Source organism: Streptomyces sp. A0958 (assembly GCF_004795035.1).
GTDB lineage: Bacteria > Actinomycetota > Actinomycetes > Streptomycetales > Streptomycetaceae > Streptomyces.
Genome location: NZ_SSBK01000004.1, coordinates 155,492 through 170,155, shown reverse-complemented (window position 1 = coordinate 170,155; position 14,664 = coordinate 155,492). Strand labels below are relative to the sequence as shown.

Here is a 14,664-nt window from a genome sequence, read left to right as displayed (position 1 = left end):
GAGGCCCGGCCGGGGCAGCGCGGTGCGCGGGCGCTCGGGGCGGGACCGGGTCACGGCCCCGCCGCAGGCACCTGCGTCAGGTCAGGCGAGGCTCGCGATCGCCTGGTTGAACGTCGCCGAGGGGCGCATGACGGCCGCGGCCTTGGCCGGGTCGGGCTGGTAGTAGCCGCCGATGTCGACCGGCTTGCCCTGGACCGCGATCAGCTCGTCGACGATCGTCCGCTCCTGCTCGGCCAGGGACTTGGCGAGCGGGGCGAACGCGGCGGCGAGGTCGGCGTCGGCGGTCTGCTGCGCCAGCTCCTGGGCCCAGTACAGGGACAGGTAGAAGTGGCTGCCGCGGTTGTCGATGCCGCCGAGGCGGCGGCTGGGCGACTTGTCCTCGTTGAGGAACGTGGCCGTGGCGCGGTCCAGCGTGTCGGCGAGGACCTGGGCGCGGGCGTTGCCCGTGGTCTGCGCGAGGTGCTCGAAGCTGACGGCGAGGGCGAGGAACTCGCCCAGGCTGTCCCAGCGCAGGTAGTCCTCCTTGACGAGCTGCTGCACGTGCTTGGGCGCGGAGCCGCCGGCGCCCGTCTCGAAGAGGCCGCCGCCGTTCATCAGCGGGACGACGGAGAGCATCTTCGCGCTGGTGCCGAGCTCCAGGATCGGGAAGAGGTCCGTCAGGTAGTCACGGAGCACGTTGCCGGTGACGGAGATGGTGTCCTCGCCGCGGCGGATGCGCTCCAGGGAGAAGGCGGTGGCCTCCTGCGGGGTCATGATCTCGATCTGCAGACCCTCGGTGTCGTGCTCGGCGAGGTAGGTCCTGACCTTCTCGATGAGCTTCGCGTCGTGCGCGCGGTCCTTGTCGAGCCAGAAGACGGCCGGGCTGCCGGTCGCGCGGGCGCGGGTGACGGCGAGCTTGACCCAGTCCTGGATCGGCAGGTCCTTGGTCTGGCACATCCGGAAGATGTCACCGGCGCCGACGGCCTGCTCCAGCACGGCGTCGCCGGCGGCGTCGACGACGCGGACCGTGCCGGTGGCGGGGATCTCGAAGGTCTTGTCGTGGCTGCCGTACTCCTCGGCCTTCTGCGCCATGAGGCCGACGTTGGGCACCGAGCCCATCGTGGACGGGTCGAAGGCGCCGTTGGCGCGGCAGTCGTCGATCACGACCTGGTAGACACCGGCGTAGCTGCTGTCCGGCAGGACGGCGACGGTGTCGGCCTCCTGGCCGTCCGGGCCCCACATGTGGCCGGAGGTGCGGATCATGGCCGGCATGGAGGCGTCCACGATGACGTCGCTGGGGACGTGCAGGTTGGTGATGCCCTTGTCGGAGTCGACCATCGCGAGGGCGGGGCCCTCGGCGAGCTCGGCCTCGAAGGACTCCTTGATCTTCGCGCCCTCGGGCAGCGCGTCCAGGCCCTTGAGGATGCCGCCGAGGCCGTCGTTCGGGGTCAGTCCCGCCGCGGCGAGCGCGTCACCGTGCTCGGCGAAGGTCTTCGGGAAGAAGGCGCGCACGACGTGACCGAAGATGATCGGGTCGGAGACCTTCATCATCGTGGCCTTGAGGTGCACGGAGAAGAGCACGCCCTCGGCCTTGGCGCGGGCGATCTGGGCGGTGATGAACTCGCGCAGCGCGGCGACCCGCATGACGGAGGCGTCCACGACCTCGCCCGCCAGGACGGGTACGGACTCGCGCAGGACGGTGGTGGTGCCGTCGTCGCCGGCGAGCTCGATGCGCAGGCTGCCCGGCTCGGCGATGACGGCGGACTTCTCGGTGGACCGGAAGTCGTCGACGCCCATGGTGGCGACGTTCGTCTTGGAGTCGGCGGTCCAGGCGCCCATGCGGTGCGGGTGGGTCTTGGCGTAGTTCTTGACCGACGCGGGGGCGCGGCGGTCGGAGTTGCCCTCGCGCAGGACCGGGTTGACGGCGCTGCCCTTGACCTTGTCGTAGCGGGCGCGGACGTCCTTGTCCTCGTCGGTCTTCGGGTCGTCCGGGTAGTCCGGGAGTGCGTAGCCCTGGCCCTGGAGCTCGGCGATCGCGGCCTTCAGCTGCGGGATCGAGGCCGAGATGTTGGGCAGCTTGATGATGTTGGCCCCGGGGGTGGTGGCCAGCTCGCCGAGCTCGGCGAGAGCGTCGTCGATGCGCTGGTTCTCCGGGAGGCGGTCGGGGAAGCTGGCGATGATCCGGCCCGCCAGGGAGATGTCACGGCTCTCCACGGTGATCCCGGCCTTGGCGGCGTAGGCCTCGATCACGGGCAGGAACGAATACGTCGCCAGGGCCGGGGCCTCGTCGGTGTGTGTATAGATGATGGTCGAGTCAGTCACCCTGTGCTCCGCTCCACGTCTGCAACATTGCTTGACATCAAGATATCTCGTGAGCGGCGGCGACTCGACAGGGCCCTGCCCCGCACCGGCCGGAAGACGTCCTACGGACGGCCGCCGGGGGGAACCGCCTCACCGTCCGGCACCGGGCCGGGCGGGGTTCCGTCGCCGAAGGGGCGGCCGCCGAGCTGTTCGCGGTGGTGCGGGATCAGCCAGCCGGACAGGTCCGGGCCGGCGGGGACGATGCCGGTGGGGTTGATGCCGCTGTGGACGCGGTAGTAGTGCTGCTTGATGTGGTGGAAGTCGACCGTGTCCCCGAACCCGGGGGTCTGGTAGAGGTCCCTGACGTACGCCCACAGCACCGGGTCCTCGGTCAGCTTCCGGCGGTTGCACTTGAAGTGGCCGTGGTAGACGGCGTCGAAGCGGACCAGGGTGGTGAAGAACCGGATGTCGGCCTCGGTGATGGTGTCTCCGACGAGGTAGCGCCGGTCCGCGAGCCGCTGCGACATCTGCTCCAGTCGGCGGAACAGGGCCTCGTACGCGGCCTCGTAGGTGCTCTGGCCGTCCGCGAATCCGGCCCGGTACACGCCGTTGTTGATGTCCTGGTAGATGCCTTCCATGACCTCGTCGATCTCCGCGCGCAGCGGCTCGGGGTAGAGGTCGGGCGCGCCGGGCCGGTGCAGGGCGGTCCACTCGGTGGCGAGGTCCAGGGTGATCTGCTGGTAGTCGTTGGTGACCAGCTTGCCGCTGGGTACGTCGACGATCGCCGGGACGCTGACGCCGCCCGGGTAGCCGCGTTCCCTGGCGTCGTAGGCCTCGCTCAGGTAGCGGATGCCGAGGACCGGGTCGCGGCCGCCGGCGTCCAGCGTGAAGCGCCAGCTGCGGTCGTCCTGCAGCGGGTCGGCCACGGCGAGCGAGAGGGCGCTCTCCAGGCCCAGGAGCCTGCGGGAGACCAGGGCGCGGCTCGCCCAGGGGCAGGCGCGGCTGACGACGAGCCGGTAGCGGCCCGCCTCGACGGGCCAGCCGTCGCGGCCGTCGGCGGTGACGCGGTCGGCGAAGTGGCTGCGGGAGCGTTTGAAGGGTTTGTGCCCGTACGCGCTGTTGCCGTCGGAACCGGTGCCGGCGGAGTCGTTCATCGCGTTCTCCTTCACGAGGCTTATGAGGCGGCTGCGGGAGGTCCGGAGTGCCGTCTACGGCTTCTGCCCCGCCGGGCGCCGCCCACGTCGGCCAGTGCGACGAGCAGTCCGGCGACGACGAAGGCGACCGAGACGACGAGGCCGTGGTCGTACGCGGTGGGCCAGCCGTCGGAACCGACCCGGGCGAAGAACACCGAGCCGACGGCGGCGATCCCGATCGCGGAGCCGACGCGCTGGCCGGTCTGCAGGGTGCCGCCGGCGCTGCCCGCGGTGGCCACCGGCACTTCGGAGAGGGTCAGGGTCTGGTTGGGTGCGATGACCAGGCCGCTGCCGAGTCCGGCGAACAGCAACGGGCCGGCCATCGCCCAGCCGGCGCCCCGGCCGGGCACCAGGTGCACGGCGAGGACGGTGGCCGCGAGCCCCACGGCCACGGCGGCCAGTCCGACGACGACGAGGGGGCGGCCGAACCTCCCGACGAGTCTGCCGCCGGGGCTCGCCGCGACGGCGGAGCCCAGGGCGAACGGGGTGATGGCCAGACCGGCCTGGAGGGCGGTGTAGTGCAGACCGCTCTGCAGATAGAGGGTCGTGATGAAGAAGATCGAGGTGAATCCCGCGAAGTACAGCAGGATCAGCAGGCAGCCCAGCCAGTAGGAGCGCACCCGGAAGAGTCTGAGGTCGACGACCGGTTGGGTGCCGCGGCGGCCGCACCGGGACTCCCAGGCGACGAAGGCGGCGAGCAGCGCCACGGCGAGGATCAGGATCAGCCATTTGCCGTCGCCGGGCCACTGGCGGGCCTGGACGAACGGCAGCAGCAGCGCCAGCACCCCCGCGCCCAGCAGCAGGACCCCCACCGGGTCGAGGTCCCGCAGCCGGACGGGGCCGGCCGATGGGGTGTCGGGCAGCAGACGGCGGGCCAGCAGGAGGCAGACCAGGCCGAGCGGCAGGTTGACGTAGAACACCCACCGCCAGCCCTCGTCGGCCCCGGCCGCCTGGATGAGCAGACCGCCCAGGAGCGGGCCGACGGCGGTGGAGATGCCGACCACCGTGCCGAACATGCCGAAGGCCCGGCCGCGTTCCCGTCCCTGGAACATCTGCTGGATGAGGGCGGAGATCTGCGGCGAGACCATGCCCCCCGCCAGCCCCTGGACCAGTCGGGCGATCACCAGCCAGAGGCTGGACTGGGCGGCGCCGCAGGCCGCGGACGCCACGGTGAAGAGCGTCAGCCCGGCCATGAACACCGCGCGCCGGCCGCGCGCGTCGCCGAGCCGCCCGGCCGGGATCAGGAAGAGGCCGAAGGCCAGGGCGTATCCGGACAGGACCCATTGCAGGTCGGACTCCGGGGTGTGCAGCCCTTCCTTGATGGACGGCAGCGCGACGTTGACGATCGACACGTCCAGGAGGGTCATGAAACCCGCGACCAGGCAGACGGCGAGCGCCTGCCATCGCCGGGGGTCGGGCGTGTCATGGTGGGAGGCGGAGTCCGCCCCCTGCCCCGCAGAACCCCGGTCCGCCGCGCTCTCTGCCATGGTTCGCACCCTAGGGCGCTTGCCGCGATTCCTCATCCCGGCAGGCCCACCCGGCCGTGCCGGGATGGCCCGGGCGCGGGCCGGTTAAGGTACGGCGCATGCAGTCCTACACGATCGGGCAGGCGGCCCGTCTCCTCGGAGTCAGCCCCGACACCGCACGGCGCTGGGCCGACGCCGGGCGCGTCGCGACCCACCGGGAGGAAGGCGGCCGGCGTCTCATCGACGGCCGCGACCTGGCGGCGTTCTCCGTGGAGGTCGCACAGAGCGGCGCGGGCGAGGGGGAGGTCTCGTACACCTCCGCCCGCAACGCCTTCCCGGGCATCGTCACCGCCGTCAAGCTCGGCGATGTGGCCGCGCAGGTCGAGATCCAGGCCGGCCCGCACCGGCTGGTGTCCCTGCTGACCCGGGAAGCCGTCGAGGAACTGGGCCTGGAGGTCGGCGTGCAGGCCACCGCCCGGGTGAAGTCGACCAGCGTGCACATCGACCGCGCCTGACACGGGAGGGCGCGCCTGACACGGGAGGGCGCGCCTGACACGGGAGGGCGCGCCTCAGGCCGCGCCCTTCTCGGCCGCGGCGAGGATCTTCACCACGGTGTGGAAGAAGCGGGTCGTGGCGTCCCGCCCCAGGACCGCTTCCTGGAAGCCCTTCGCGGCCGGCGCCTTGCCGTTGATGAGGTACCAGACGACGAAGGCGTCGTGTTCCGTGCTACCGATGATCTCCATGTCCTTCTTCGGGGAGAGCAGCGGCAGCGCCAGGTCCGGATCGATCCGCTCGGTCGTGAACACCACGCAGCAGCGCATGTCGGCGGTGACGGTGACGTCCTTGAACGGGTCGAGCGCGATCAGCGCCTCCAGCTCCGGGACCGTACGCAGGCACACCGCGACGTGGTAGCCGAGGGCGTCGGCGAGGTGGTCACCGATGCGGGTGGCGAGCGCGGCCCTGCCGGTCTCGTCGGTCTCGTCGGTCTCGTCGGTCTCGAAGAAGACGTTGCCGCTCTGGATGTAGCTGCGCACCGACGCGAGGCCCATCTCCGTGAACAGTCCGCGCAGGCGCTCCATCTTCACGGAACGGCCCGGTACGTTCACTCCTCGCAGGAACGCGATGTACAGCAAGTCCGATCACCTCTTCGTAGGAGGACGGGGCAGGGAGAGAGGGTGCGGCAGACGCCCGACAGCGTAGCCCGGCAACTCTTCGCACAGGACCGATGACGGCCTACGGTGGTGTCCACGCCGTCCGGGTCCGACAGCCCTCCTGGGAGATTCCGTTGCGCATGCTGATCAACGTCCCCGAAACCGTGGTCGCCGACGCGCTGCGCGGCATCGCGGCCGCCCATCCCGATCTGACCGTGGACGTGGACAACCGTGTCGTCGTACGCCGCGACGCACCCGTGGCGGGCAAGGTGGCCCTGGTCTCCGGCGGCGGGTCCGGGCACGAACCGCTGCACGCCGGGTTCGTCGGCCCCGGGATGCTGTCGGCGGCGTGTCCCGGTGAGGTGTTCACGTCGCCGGTGCCGGACCAGATGGTGCGGGCCGCGGCGGCCGTCGACAGCGGTGAGGGCGTGCTGTTCGTCGTCAAGAACTACACCGGTGACGTCCTCAACTTCGAGATGGCCGCCGAACTCGCCGACGAGGAGGGGGTGCGGGTCGCCCAGGTGCTCGTGGACGACGACATCGCGGTGACCGACAGCCTCTACACCGCCGGACGGCGGGGCACGGGGGCGACCCTGTTCGTGGAGAAGATCGCCGGTGCGGCGGCCGACGAGGGCGCCCCGCTCGACCGGGTGGCCGCGATCGCCCGCCGGGTGAACGAGTCCTCGCGCAGCTTCGGGGTGGCCCTGAGTTCCGTCACCACCCCCGCGAAGGGCTCCCCCACCTTCGACCTGCCCGCCGGCGAACTCGAACTGGGCGTGGGCATCCACGGCGAGCCCGGCCGGGAGCGGCGGGCGATGATGACCTCGCGGGAGATCGCCGACTTCGCGGTGAACGCCGTACTGGACGATCTGCGGCCGCGGGGTCCGGTGCTCGCCCTCGTCAACGGCATGGGGTCGACGCCCCTGCTGGAGCTGTACGGCTTCAACGCCGAGGTGCAGCGGGTGCTGCGTGAGCGGGGTGTGGTGGCGGCTCGTACGCTCGTGGGCAACTATGTGACCTCGCTCGACATGGCGGGCTGCTCGGTGACGCTCTGCCAGGTGGACGAGGAGCTGGTACGGCTGTGGGACGCGCCGGTCCAGACGCCGGCGCTGCGCTGGGGCCGCTGATCCGCACGTTCCACGGACCAAGGAGATGATGTGCTCGACGCCTATTTCTTCCACCGCTGGATGACCACGGCCGCCGCTCTCGTGGACCGCGAGGCGGAGCGTCTGACCGAGCTGGACTCCGCGATCGGGGACGCCGACCACGGCAGCAACCTCCGGCGCGGGTTCGCCGCGGTCTCGGCGGCCCTGGAGAAGGAACCGCAGCAGACCCCGGGAGCCGTGCTGACACTGGCCGGACGGCAGTTGATCTCGACCGTCGGCGGTGCCTCGGGACCGCTGTACGGGACACTGCTGCGGCGTACGGGCAAAGCGCTCGGCGATGCCCCCGCCGTGTCGGCCGACGACTTGGCGCGGGCCCTCGGGACGGGCGTCGCCGCGGTGGCCCAGCTGGGCGGGGCGCAGGCCGGTGACAAGACGATGCTCGACGCGCTGCTGCCGGCCGTCGACGCACTCGGGACCTCGTTCGCCGCGGGGCGGGAGGCGGCCCGGGCGGGCGCGGAGGCGACCGTTCCACTCCAGGCGCGCAAGGGCCGGGCCAGCTATCTGGGCGAGCGGAGCATCGGGCACCAGGACCCGGGGGCGACCTCCGCCGCGCTCCTGATCGCCGCGCTCGCGGACACCGGGGAAACGGCCGGGGGCGAGGCATGAGTACGGACGCGCAGGTGGGCATCGTGCTGGTCTCGCACAGCGGGCCGGTGGCCGAGGCCGTCGCGGAGCTGGCCAGGGGGCTCGCGGCAGGCGGTGCGACCGCGCCGGTGGCCGCGGCCGGAGGTACGCAGGCGGGCGGACTCGGGACGAGCGCGGAGCTCATCGCCGAGGCCGCCCGGTCGGTGGACGCCGGGGCGGGGGTCGCCGTGCTCGTGGACCTCGGGAGCGCGGTGCTGACGGTGAAGGCGATGCTCGCCGAGGGAGACGAACTCCCGGACGGGGCAAGGCTGGTGGACGCCCCGTTCGTCGAGGGCGCGGTGGCGGCCGTGGTCACGGCCTCGGTGGGCGCGGACCTCGACGCCGTCGCGGCCGCCGCGTCGGAGGCGTACGACTACCGCAAGGGGTAGGCCCTGTCACCGGCCCCCGGGGGCGGCCGGCGCGCACACTCGGCGGTATGACGGCCAAGAAGAACACCCGCCGCAGCGCCGGCCTGCTCCTGTTCCGTACCGGCGCCGAGCACGGCCTGGAAGTCCTCATCGGGCACATGGGCGGTCCGTTCTGGGAGGGCCGCGAGCAGGCCGCGTGGTCGGTGCCCAAGGGCGAGTACGCCCCCGATGAGGAGCCCCGGGCGGCGGCCCGGCGGGAGTTCGAGGAAGAGTTCGGCCACCCAGCTCCGGACGGTGAGTGGCTGCCCTTGGGCGAGGCCCGGCAGCCCAGCGGGAAGACGGTGACGGTGTGGGCGCTTCGGGCCGACATCGATCCGGCGTCCGCCGTGCCCGGCACGTTCACCATGGAGTGGCCGCGCGGGTCCGGGGTGGTGCGGGAGTTCCCGGAGATGGACCGGTTCGCCTGGTGCACCCCGCAGGTCGCGGCCGATCGGCTGGTGAAGGGGCAACGGGTCTTCGTTGAACGGCTGCGCGCGCGTCTGACGGGTGGCGGGGGCTGAACCGGGCGCACGGCGGCAAGAGGCGGGCCGTCGTCCTGTGCGGCGGCCCGCCTCTGTACTGCTGTGCCGGGCTTTCCTCGCGGGGTCAGCCCTGCGGGAGGATGACGGCCCGGCCGTTGACCTTGCCGGCGTGCAGCCGCTCGTAGGCGAGCGGCGCCTCGTCCAGTGTGTACGTCTCGACGTGCACGTCGACCGCACCGGCGTGGGCCAGGTCGAGCACCTCGGCCAGTTCGGAGCGCGATCCCCAGTACGGGGCGGTGACCGTCGTGTTGAACGGCAGTACGCCGAAGCCGACCGGCAGCACTCCGCCGCCGATGCCGACGATGGTGACGTCGGAGTCGATGGCGGCCGCCGCGCCGGCCGTGGCGACGGTGGGCGGGGCGCCGACGAAGTCCAGGACGACCTGGGCGCCGACGCCGCCCGTCAGCTCACGGATGCGGTCCGCCGCGTGCTCGTCCGACAGCACGGTCTCGTGCGCCCCGACCGTACGGGCGAGGGCGAGCTTGTCCTCGGTGACGTCGAGGGCGATGACCCGGGCGGCCGTCAGGGCGCGCAGCAGCTGGATGGCCACGTGGCCGAGTCCGCCGGTGCCGATGACGACGGCGGTGGCGCCGGGCACCAGCTTCGGCAGGGAACGCTTGATGGCGTGGTACGGGGTGAGGCCGGCGTCGGTGAGCGGCACCGTCCGTACCGGGTCGAGGTCGCCGATGGGGACGAGGTGGCGCGGGTCGTCGACGATCATGTACTCGGCCATGGCGCCGGGCGAACCCAGTCCGGGAGGGTTGATGCCCAGTTCCTGGGCGCGCAGGCAGTAGTTCTCCTTACCCTCGGCGCACTTGACGCATGTGCCGCAGCCCCAGGGGCCGTAGACGGCGACGGACTGGCCGGTCGACAGACCGCTGACGCCGCTGACGCCGTCACCGAGCGCGGCGATCGTGCCGACGCCCTCGTGGCCGAGGGTGAGCGGCAGCGGGTAGGGGAACTGGTCGGCGGGCCAGCTCATCACGGCGATGTCGGAGTGGCAGACGCCTGCCGCGGTCACCTTCAGCAGCACCTGTCCGGGGCCCGGTTCCGGGTCGGGCACGGTGACGACCTCGGGTGCGGCGCCGATTTCGCGGTACTGGACGGCTTTCATGGGGTCCTCCTTGACCTCTGTCGACCTCTGTCGACCTCTGTCGCTCTTTCGCTGGCCCCCGAGCCCCCGTTTTCCCCTGTTGTCCCCCGCTGTCCCCCGTCCGCCGCTCAGGAGGCGGAGTAGCCGCCGTCCACCAGGTGGTAGCTGCCGTGGATGAACGAGGCGCGGTCGGAGAGCAGGAAGGCGGCGAGTTCCGCCACTTCCTCCGACGTGCCGAGGCGTCCGGCCGGGTGCAGCGAGATCAGGTGGTCGCGGGCCGGTCCCTCGGTGTCGCGCAGCAGCGGGGTGTCGATGAAGCCGGGGCCCACCGCGTTGATCCGGACGTTCTGCGCGGCGTATTCGAGGGCGGCGGACTTGGTGAGGCCGACGACGCCGTGCTTGGCCGCGACGTAGGCCGGCGAGCCGGCGAAGCCGTTGGTGCCGAGGATCGAGGACATGTTGACGATCGCGCCGCCGCCCGCGGCGAGGATGGCGGGCAGTTCGTAGCGCATCGAGTAGAAGACGCCGCTGAGGTTGGTGGCGACGACCCGGTCCCAGTCCTCGACGGCGTACTCGCCGGTCGGGTTGCTCGGGCCGCCGATGCCGGCGTTGTTCACCGCGAGGTGCAGCGCGCCGAAGGTGTCGACGGCGAACCGCACGCCCGCCTCGACGGACGCGGGGTCGGTGACGTCCATGGTCACGGCGGCGGCCCGGCCGCCGGCGCTCTCCAGTTCGGCGACCGCCTCGCGGGCGCTCTCCTCGTTGTAGTCGGCCACGACGACCGAGGCGCCCGCGCCGGCGAGCCGGCGGGAGAGGGCCAGGCCGATGCCGGAGGCCCCTCCGGTGACGAGGGCGGTGCGGCCGGCGAATTCCTGGTCGGCGGGGGTGGGGGTGGTGGTGCTCATGAGGTCCCGTTTCCTTCCGTGGTGCTGGTGGTGCTCTGTGACGCGGGCGAGGCGAGCAGTTCTCCTGCCAGGGCGTCGAAGGCCCGCTCGACGAGCCGGGGCAGCTCGTCGGGGCGGTTCCCGCGCACCCAGGCGGCCTGGGCGGCGAGGAGTGCGCCGGCTCCCGCGGCGACCGTGACGGCGGGCCGCAGGTCGCTGCGGGGGTCGACCCCGAGCCGGTCGGCGACGATGGTGACCGAGTCCTCCTGGGCGTCCACCCGGATGTGGTGGAACGCGGCGTAGAGGGTCGGCTCCCGCTCGGCGAGGACCAGCAGTTCGAAGATCCTGGGGCGGCGGTGCCAGGCCGGCACGGCGGGGTCCGCCAGCCAGTCCAGAACGGCCCGGCGGTAGGCGGTGAGCGCGGGCTCCTCGGCCGGGCGGGCCCGCAGGGCGTCGTTGATCCGGTCGCCGTCGCCCCGGACCGAGTCCAGGACGGCGGCCTCCTTGCTCGCGAAGTACCGGCTGAAGGTGCGGCGGTCGACGTCCGCGCGTTCCGCGATCTCCTCGACCGTCACGTCCCTGAGGCCCCGGTCGAGCACGAGCTCGAACGCGGCCCGGGCCAGTGCGTCCCGGGTCCGGCGGGCCTTGCGGCTCCGCCTTTCCGGAACCTTCTGTTCCGCTTGCATGTCCTTCACCGTACACCCGGAAATGTCCCGACGCGACATGAGTCTCGCCGGGACATGAAAAGCCTTCTTCGCCTGTTCCAAGGCCTGTTCGCCTGCTCTACAGCGTGCTGAACGCCTCGGCGGCCCGCGTCGCATCGGGGCCCGACGGCTCGGCCGGGCGGGGGGCGGTGGCGGGGGCCCGGCGCAGTGCCAGTACGGCGACGTCGTCGCGCCGCACCCCGTCGGAGAACTCCTCCAGGTCGTGTTCCAGCGCGTCGAGCAGTTCCCGGGGCTCCAGGCGCGCCCAGCGGCCCAGCCGGGTGTCCAGCGGGTAGAAGTGGCCGTCGGCGTCACGGGCCTCGGTCACCCCGTCGGTGAACATCAGGAGCGTCGCGCCGGGCGGGAGGTCCAGCCGTTCCGCCGTACGGTCCTCGTTACTGAGCTCCGCCATGCCCAGGGGAACCGACGTGCGGCGCAGCGGGACGGCGACGGCCACGCCGTCGTGCACCAGGCGGGGCGGCAGGTGGCCGCAGTTCACGGCCTGGACCCGGCCGTCGCTGTCGAAGTCGAGCACCAGGGCGGTCACGAAGCGTTCGGTCTCTCCGGTCTGGGCGGAGAAGGCGTTGTGCCGTACGACCGCGTCCTCCAGGGCGTCCACGACGCCGGTCAGGGAAGGCTCGCGGATGGCCGCCTCTCGGAACGCGCCGAGGACGGCGAAGCCGGCCCCGATGGCGGGGACGCCCTTGCCCTGGACGTCTCCGATGATCACGCGGGTGCCGTAGGCCGACTGGACGACCTCGTAGATGTCACCGCCGACCAGGCGGTCCTCCTCGATCGGCGTGTAGGTGCCGTGGGCGGTGATCTGGTCGGTGGGGATGGGCAGGGGACGCAGGATCTGGCGCTGGAGCGCGACGGCGGCGGACCGGAGTCTGGCGATCTCGGTGGCGTGCCGGATGCGCAGGGCGCAGGCGCCGATCCCGAGGAGGCACGCCAGGACGGTGAAGACGATGCTGCTGACGACGTCCCAGAAGGTCCCGCCGGCCACCAGCCGCGAGACGACGGCCACCACCATGACCCAGGAGGCGACGCCCACGGTCTGCGCGATCGTCCCGAAGACGGAGACGAGGGCGGGCACGACCACCAGCAGCGGCACCAGGCGCAGGTCGTCCCCGGAGAGGATGTCGAGGCCGCCGATCACGGCGGTCAGCAGGGCCAGGCCACCGAACAGGGCCCCGTTCCCGACACGCGGGGCGCGCACGGCAGCCTCCACCGCGTCGGTGCCGGGGAGCGACACTCGCCGTGTCGCAGGCCGGCGCAGGAGTCCGATCGTCAAGGCCCTCTCCTTCCGGGATCTGCCGGCCGGGCGCCGGCGTTCCCTTCCATTCGACCTGGCGGACGGGTGCGGCACACGAGGCTTACGGCCTCACGGCCCCCGCCGAAGGTCCCGGAAAGCGCCGCAGCCGTGCCTTCGGGCCCGGATCTCCGGGCCCGAAGGCTCCGGTTCAGCGGCCGACCGCCGCCGTGTCGGCCGGGTGGCCGGGCGCCGGCACCGCCGGGTGGCCGGGGACGAGTGCGGCGAGGAACGCGGTCCGGCGGCGGAGCACGAACCCGAGCGATTCGTAGAGCCGGACAGCTCCGGTGTTGGATGCGGCGGCGTGGAGGAACGGTGTGTCGCCGCGCTGTTTGATCTCGTGGGCGACGGCGCGCACGAGTCCGCCGCCGAGCCCCTGGCCGCGCACCGCCTCGTCCGTACAGACCCCGCTGATCTCGCTCCAGCCCGGTGGCCGCATGCGTTCGCCGGCCATGGCGACGAGCGCTCCGCCCCGCCGGACGCCGAGGTAGGTCCCGAGTTCCACGGTACGGGGTTCGAACGGTCCCGGCCTGGTGCGGGCGACCAGGTCGAGCATCTCCGGCACGTCGGCGGGGCCGAGCCGTACGGCCTCCGGGTGCGGGGCCGCCGCCACGCCCGCGTCCACGAGCTGGACGCCCTCGGCGTGGAAGACGACCTCCCAGTCGGCGGGCGGGGGCTCCTGGAAGGCGGTGAGGGTGACGGCTCCGCCGGGACCGGCGAGGGCCGCCGCGGCGGCCCAGTCGGCGGGCTGCGGGTCCGGCGGAAGCGCGACCCAGGAGGTGACGTCCGGCGGGTAGCGCAGGACGCGGCCGCGGCGCTCGGCGAAGTGGGCGTGCGGGCCCGTCAGCGCGGCGCCCACCGGGTCGTCCAGCGGGTGGCCGCCGGCGGGGATCAGGGGCTCGCTCACGCGGTCACCTCGATCACGGTCTTGCCGAGCGCGTGGCCGTCCTCGACCGCGCGCAGCGCCTCCCCCGCCCGGTCGAGGGGGAAGGTCCGGCTGACATGGGTCCGCAGGGCGCCCTCCACGACGAGACGCGCCACCTCGTCCAGGACTTCCGAGGTGCGGGCCCGCCGGACGGCCGCCCCGCCCAGCTCCTCCACGAGCGGCTTCCCGCCGGCGCTGATCAGTGCGGAGGGGGCGACGAGCGTGGCCGCCTCGCGCAGCGTGTCACCGCCGACGAGGTCGAAGACGGCGTCGACCCCGTCGGGCGCGGCGGCCCGTACCCGGTCGGCGAATCCCGGACCGGAGGGGATGTGCACCGCGCCGAGCGACTCCACGAAGTCCTTCTTGGCCTCGCTCGCGGCGCCGAGGACCCGGATGCCGGCGTGGCGCGCGAGCTGGACGGCCGCGCTGCCCACCCCACCGCCCGCCCCGGTGACCAGGAGCGTGGCTCCCGGGCCGAGCCCGAGCTGGCTCACCCCGTCGTAGGCGGTGGCGGCGGCGACGGGCAGGACCGCCGCGTCGGCGAACGAGAGACCGGCCGGCTTGTGGGCGGTCACCGCGACGGGCATCAGCGTGTACTCGGCGTAGCCGCCGGTCGCCGGATTGCCGAACACCTCGTCGCCGGGCTCGAACCCCGCGACGCCCGGGCCGGCCGCGCGGACCACTCCGGCGGCCTCGCTGCCGAAGACGGTGGGGAAGGGCAGCGGCTCGCTGCCGGGCCTGGCGTATCCCGTGCGCAGTTTCCAGTCCACCGGGTTGACGCCGGCCGCGCGGACCGCGACGAGCAGTTCGCCGGGGCCCGGGACCGGTGTCTCCACATCGATGAGGGCCTCCACCTCCGGTCCGCCGCTGCGGGTGAACACGTACGCCTTCGGCATGAGTTCCTTCTCCCCTATTCC

15 protein-coding genes are annotated in these 14,664 nt (G+C 72.7%); 5 read left to right on the top strand and 10 right to left on the bottom strand.

Annotation, left to right across the window (positions count from 1 at the left end; genetic code table 11):
• Positions 1–81: 81 nt before the first annotated feature.
• The 3 genes from E6P78_RS05995 to E6P78_RS05985 form a co-directional block, all read right to left on the bottom strand.
• On the bottom strand, positions 82–2,301 hold the full coding sequence (locus E6P78_RS05995; protein ID WP_136202442.1) for an NADP-dependent isocitrate dehydrogenase: 2,220 nt from the start codon (positions 2,299–2,301) through the stop codon (positions 82–84).
• Positions 2,302–2,402: 101 nt separating this feature from the next.
• Positions 2,403–3,434, bottom strand: coding sequence for a glutathione S-transferase C-terminal domain-containing protein (locus tag E6P78_RS05990; RefSeq protein ID WP_136202441.1), 1,032 nt, complete (start codon positions 3,432–3,434; stop codon positions 2,403–2,405).
• A 20-nt stretch (positions 3,435–3,454) separates the two neighbouring features.
• Positions 3,455–4,960 carry an MFS transporter gene (locus tag E6P78_RS05985; protein ID WP_136202440.1) on the bottom strand — a complete coding sequence of 502 codons (1,506 nt, stop codon included), beginning with the start codon at positions 4,958–4,960 and terminating at the stop codon, positions 3,455–3,457.
• Between the two features lie 98 nt (positions 4,961–5,058).
• On the opposite strand from E6P78_RS05985, the gene E6P78_RS05980 reads away from it, so the two are divergent.
• The gene (locus E6P78_RS05980) at positions 5,059–5,454 is read left to right on the top strand and encodes a helix-turn-helix transcriptional regulator (protein WP_136202439.1); all 396 of its coding nucleotides are present in this window, start codon (positions 5,059–5,061) and stop codon (positions 5,452–5,454) included.
• A 54-nt stretch (positions 5,455–5,508) separates the two neighbouring features.
• Here E6P78_RS05980 and E6P78_RS05975 read toward each other — a convergent pair whose 3' ends face one another.
• Positions 5,509–6,072: a DUF1697 domain-containing protein gene (locus tag E6P78_RS05975; RefSeq protein ID WP_136202438.1), complete on the bottom strand. Its 564-nt coding sequence runs from the start codon at positions 6,070–6,072 to the stop codon at positions 5,509–5,511.
• Positions 6,073–6,224: 152 nt separating this feature from the next.
• Between E6P78_RS05975 and dhaK the strand changes: the two genes are divergently transcribed.
• From dhaK to E6P78_RS05955, 4 genes are read left to right on the top strand one after another with little or no spacing between them, the layout of a single operon-like run.
• A complete protein-coding gene (gene dhaK, locus E6P78_RS05970; RefSeq protein ID WP_136202579.1) occupies positions 6,225–7,217 on the top strand; it encodes a dihydroxyacetone kinase subunit DhaK in 993 nt (330 codons plus the stop codon).
• Positions 7,218–7,247: 30 nt separating this feature from the next.
• Positions 7,248–7,862, top strand: a complete 615-nt coding sequence (gene dhaL / locus E6P78_RS05965; RefSeq protein WP_136202437.1) for a dihydroxyacetone kinase subunit DhaL — start codon at positions 7,248–7,250, stop codon at positions 7,860–7,862.
• Positions 7,859–8,269, top strand: a complete 411-nt coding sequence (locus E6P78_RS05960; RefSeq protein WP_136202436.1) for a PTS fructose transporter subunit IIA — start codon at positions 7,859–7,861, stop codon at positions 8,267–8,269. The genes dhaL and E6P78_RS05960 overlap by 4 nt, the downstream gene beginning before the upstream one ends.
• 47 nt (positions 8,270–8,316) lie before the next feature.
• Positions 8,317–8,808 (top strand): NUDIX domain-containing protein, encoded by a 492-nt coding sequence (locus tag E6P78_RS05955; protein ID WP_136202435.1) that lies wholly within the window; start codon positions 8,317–8,319, stop codon positions 8,806–8,808.
• Between the two features lie 85 nt (positions 8,809–8,893).
• Here the strand turns inward: E6P78_RS05955 and E6P78_RS05950 are convergent, their stop codons facing one another.
• From E6P78_RS05950 to E6P78_RS05925, 6 genes are all read right to left on the bottom strand, one after another.
• Entirely contained in the window at positions 8,894–9,943 is a 1,050-nt protein-coding gene (locus E6P78_RS05950; RefSeq protein ID WP_136202434.1) for an NAD(P)-dependent alcohol dehydrogenase, read from the bottom strand.
• Positions 9,944–10,050: 107 nt separating this feature from the next.
• Positions 10,051–10,827 carry an SDR family NAD(P)-dependent oxidoreductase gene (locus E6P78_RS05945; RefSeq protein ID WP_136202433.1) on the bottom strand — a complete coding sequence of 259 codons (777 nt, stop codon included), beginning with the start codon at positions 10,825–10,827 and terminating at the stop codon, positions 10,051–10,053.
• Positions 10,824–11,492, bottom strand: a complete 669-nt coding sequence (locus E6P78_RS05940) for a TetR family transcriptional regulator (RefSeq protein ID WP_136202432.1) — start codon at positions 11,490–11,492, stop codon at positions 10,824–10,826. Before E6P78_RS05940 ends, E6P78_RS05945 begins: the two co-directional genes overlap by 4 nt.
• Before the next feature lie 97 nt (positions 11,493–11,589).
• The gene (locus E6P78_RS05935) at positions 11,590–12,804 is read right to left on the bottom strand and encodes a PP2C family protein-serine/threonine phosphatase (RefSeq protein WP_136202431.1); all 1,215 of its coding nucleotides are present in this window, start codon (positions 12,802–12,804) and stop codon (positions 11,590–11,592) included.
• Positions 12,805–12,973: 169 nt separating this feature from the next.
• A complete protein-coding gene (locus tag E6P78_RS05930; protein WP_136202430.1) occupies positions 12,974–13,729 on the bottom strand; it encodes a GNAT family N-acetyltransferase in 756 nt (251 codons plus the stop codon).
• Positions 13,726–14,643: an NADP-dependent oxidoreductase gene (locus tag E6P78_RS05925; RefSeq protein ID WP_136202429.1), complete on the bottom strand. Its 918-nt coding sequence runs from the start codon at positions 14,641–14,643 to the stop codon at positions 13,726–13,728. Before E6P78_RS05925 ends, E6P78_RS05930 begins: the two co-directional genes overlap by 4 nt.
• Positions 14,644–14,664: the final 21 nt, after the last annotated feature.

Bases quoted from the DNA above. Each gene is read 5' to 3' on its own strand.
- E6P78_RS05945 (WP_136202433.1), bottom strand. From the start codon at position 10,827: ATGAGCACCACCACCCCCACCCCCGCCGACCAGGAATTCGCCGGCCGC.
- E6P78_RS05955 (WP_136202435.1), top strand. From the start codon at position 8,317: ATGACGGCCAAGAAGAACACCCGCCGCAGCGCCGGCCTGCTCCTGTTC.
- E6P78_RS05960 (WP_136202436.1), top strand. From the start codon at position 7,859: ATGAGTACGGACGCGCAGGTGGGCATCGTGCTGGTCTCGCACAGCGGG.
- E6P78_RS05950 (WP_136202434.1), bottom strand. From the start codon at position 9,943: ATGAAAGCCGTCCAGTACCGCGAAATCGGCGCCGCACCCGAGGTCGTC.
- E6P78_RS05940 (WP_136202432.1), bottom strand. From the start codon at position 11,492: ATGCAAGCGGAACAGAAGGTTCCGGAAAGGCGGAGCCGCAAGGCCCGC.
- E6P78_RS05985 (WP_136202440.1), bottom strand. From the start codon at position 4,960: ATGGCAGAGAGCGCGGCGGACCGGGGTTCTGCGGGGCAGGGGGCGGAC.
- E6P78_RS05925 (WP_136202429.1), bottom strand. From the start codon at position 14,643: ATGCCGAAGGCGTACGTGTTCACCCGCAGCGGCGGACCGGAGGTGGAG.
- E6P78_RS05980 (WP_136202439.1), top strand. From the start codon at position 5,059: ATGCAGTCCTACACGATCGGGCAGGCGGCCCGTCTCCTCGGAGTCAGC.
- E6P78_RS05990 (WP_136202441.1), bottom strand. From the start codon at position 3,434: ATGAACGACTCCGCCGGCACCGGTTCCGACGGCAACAGCGCGTACGGG.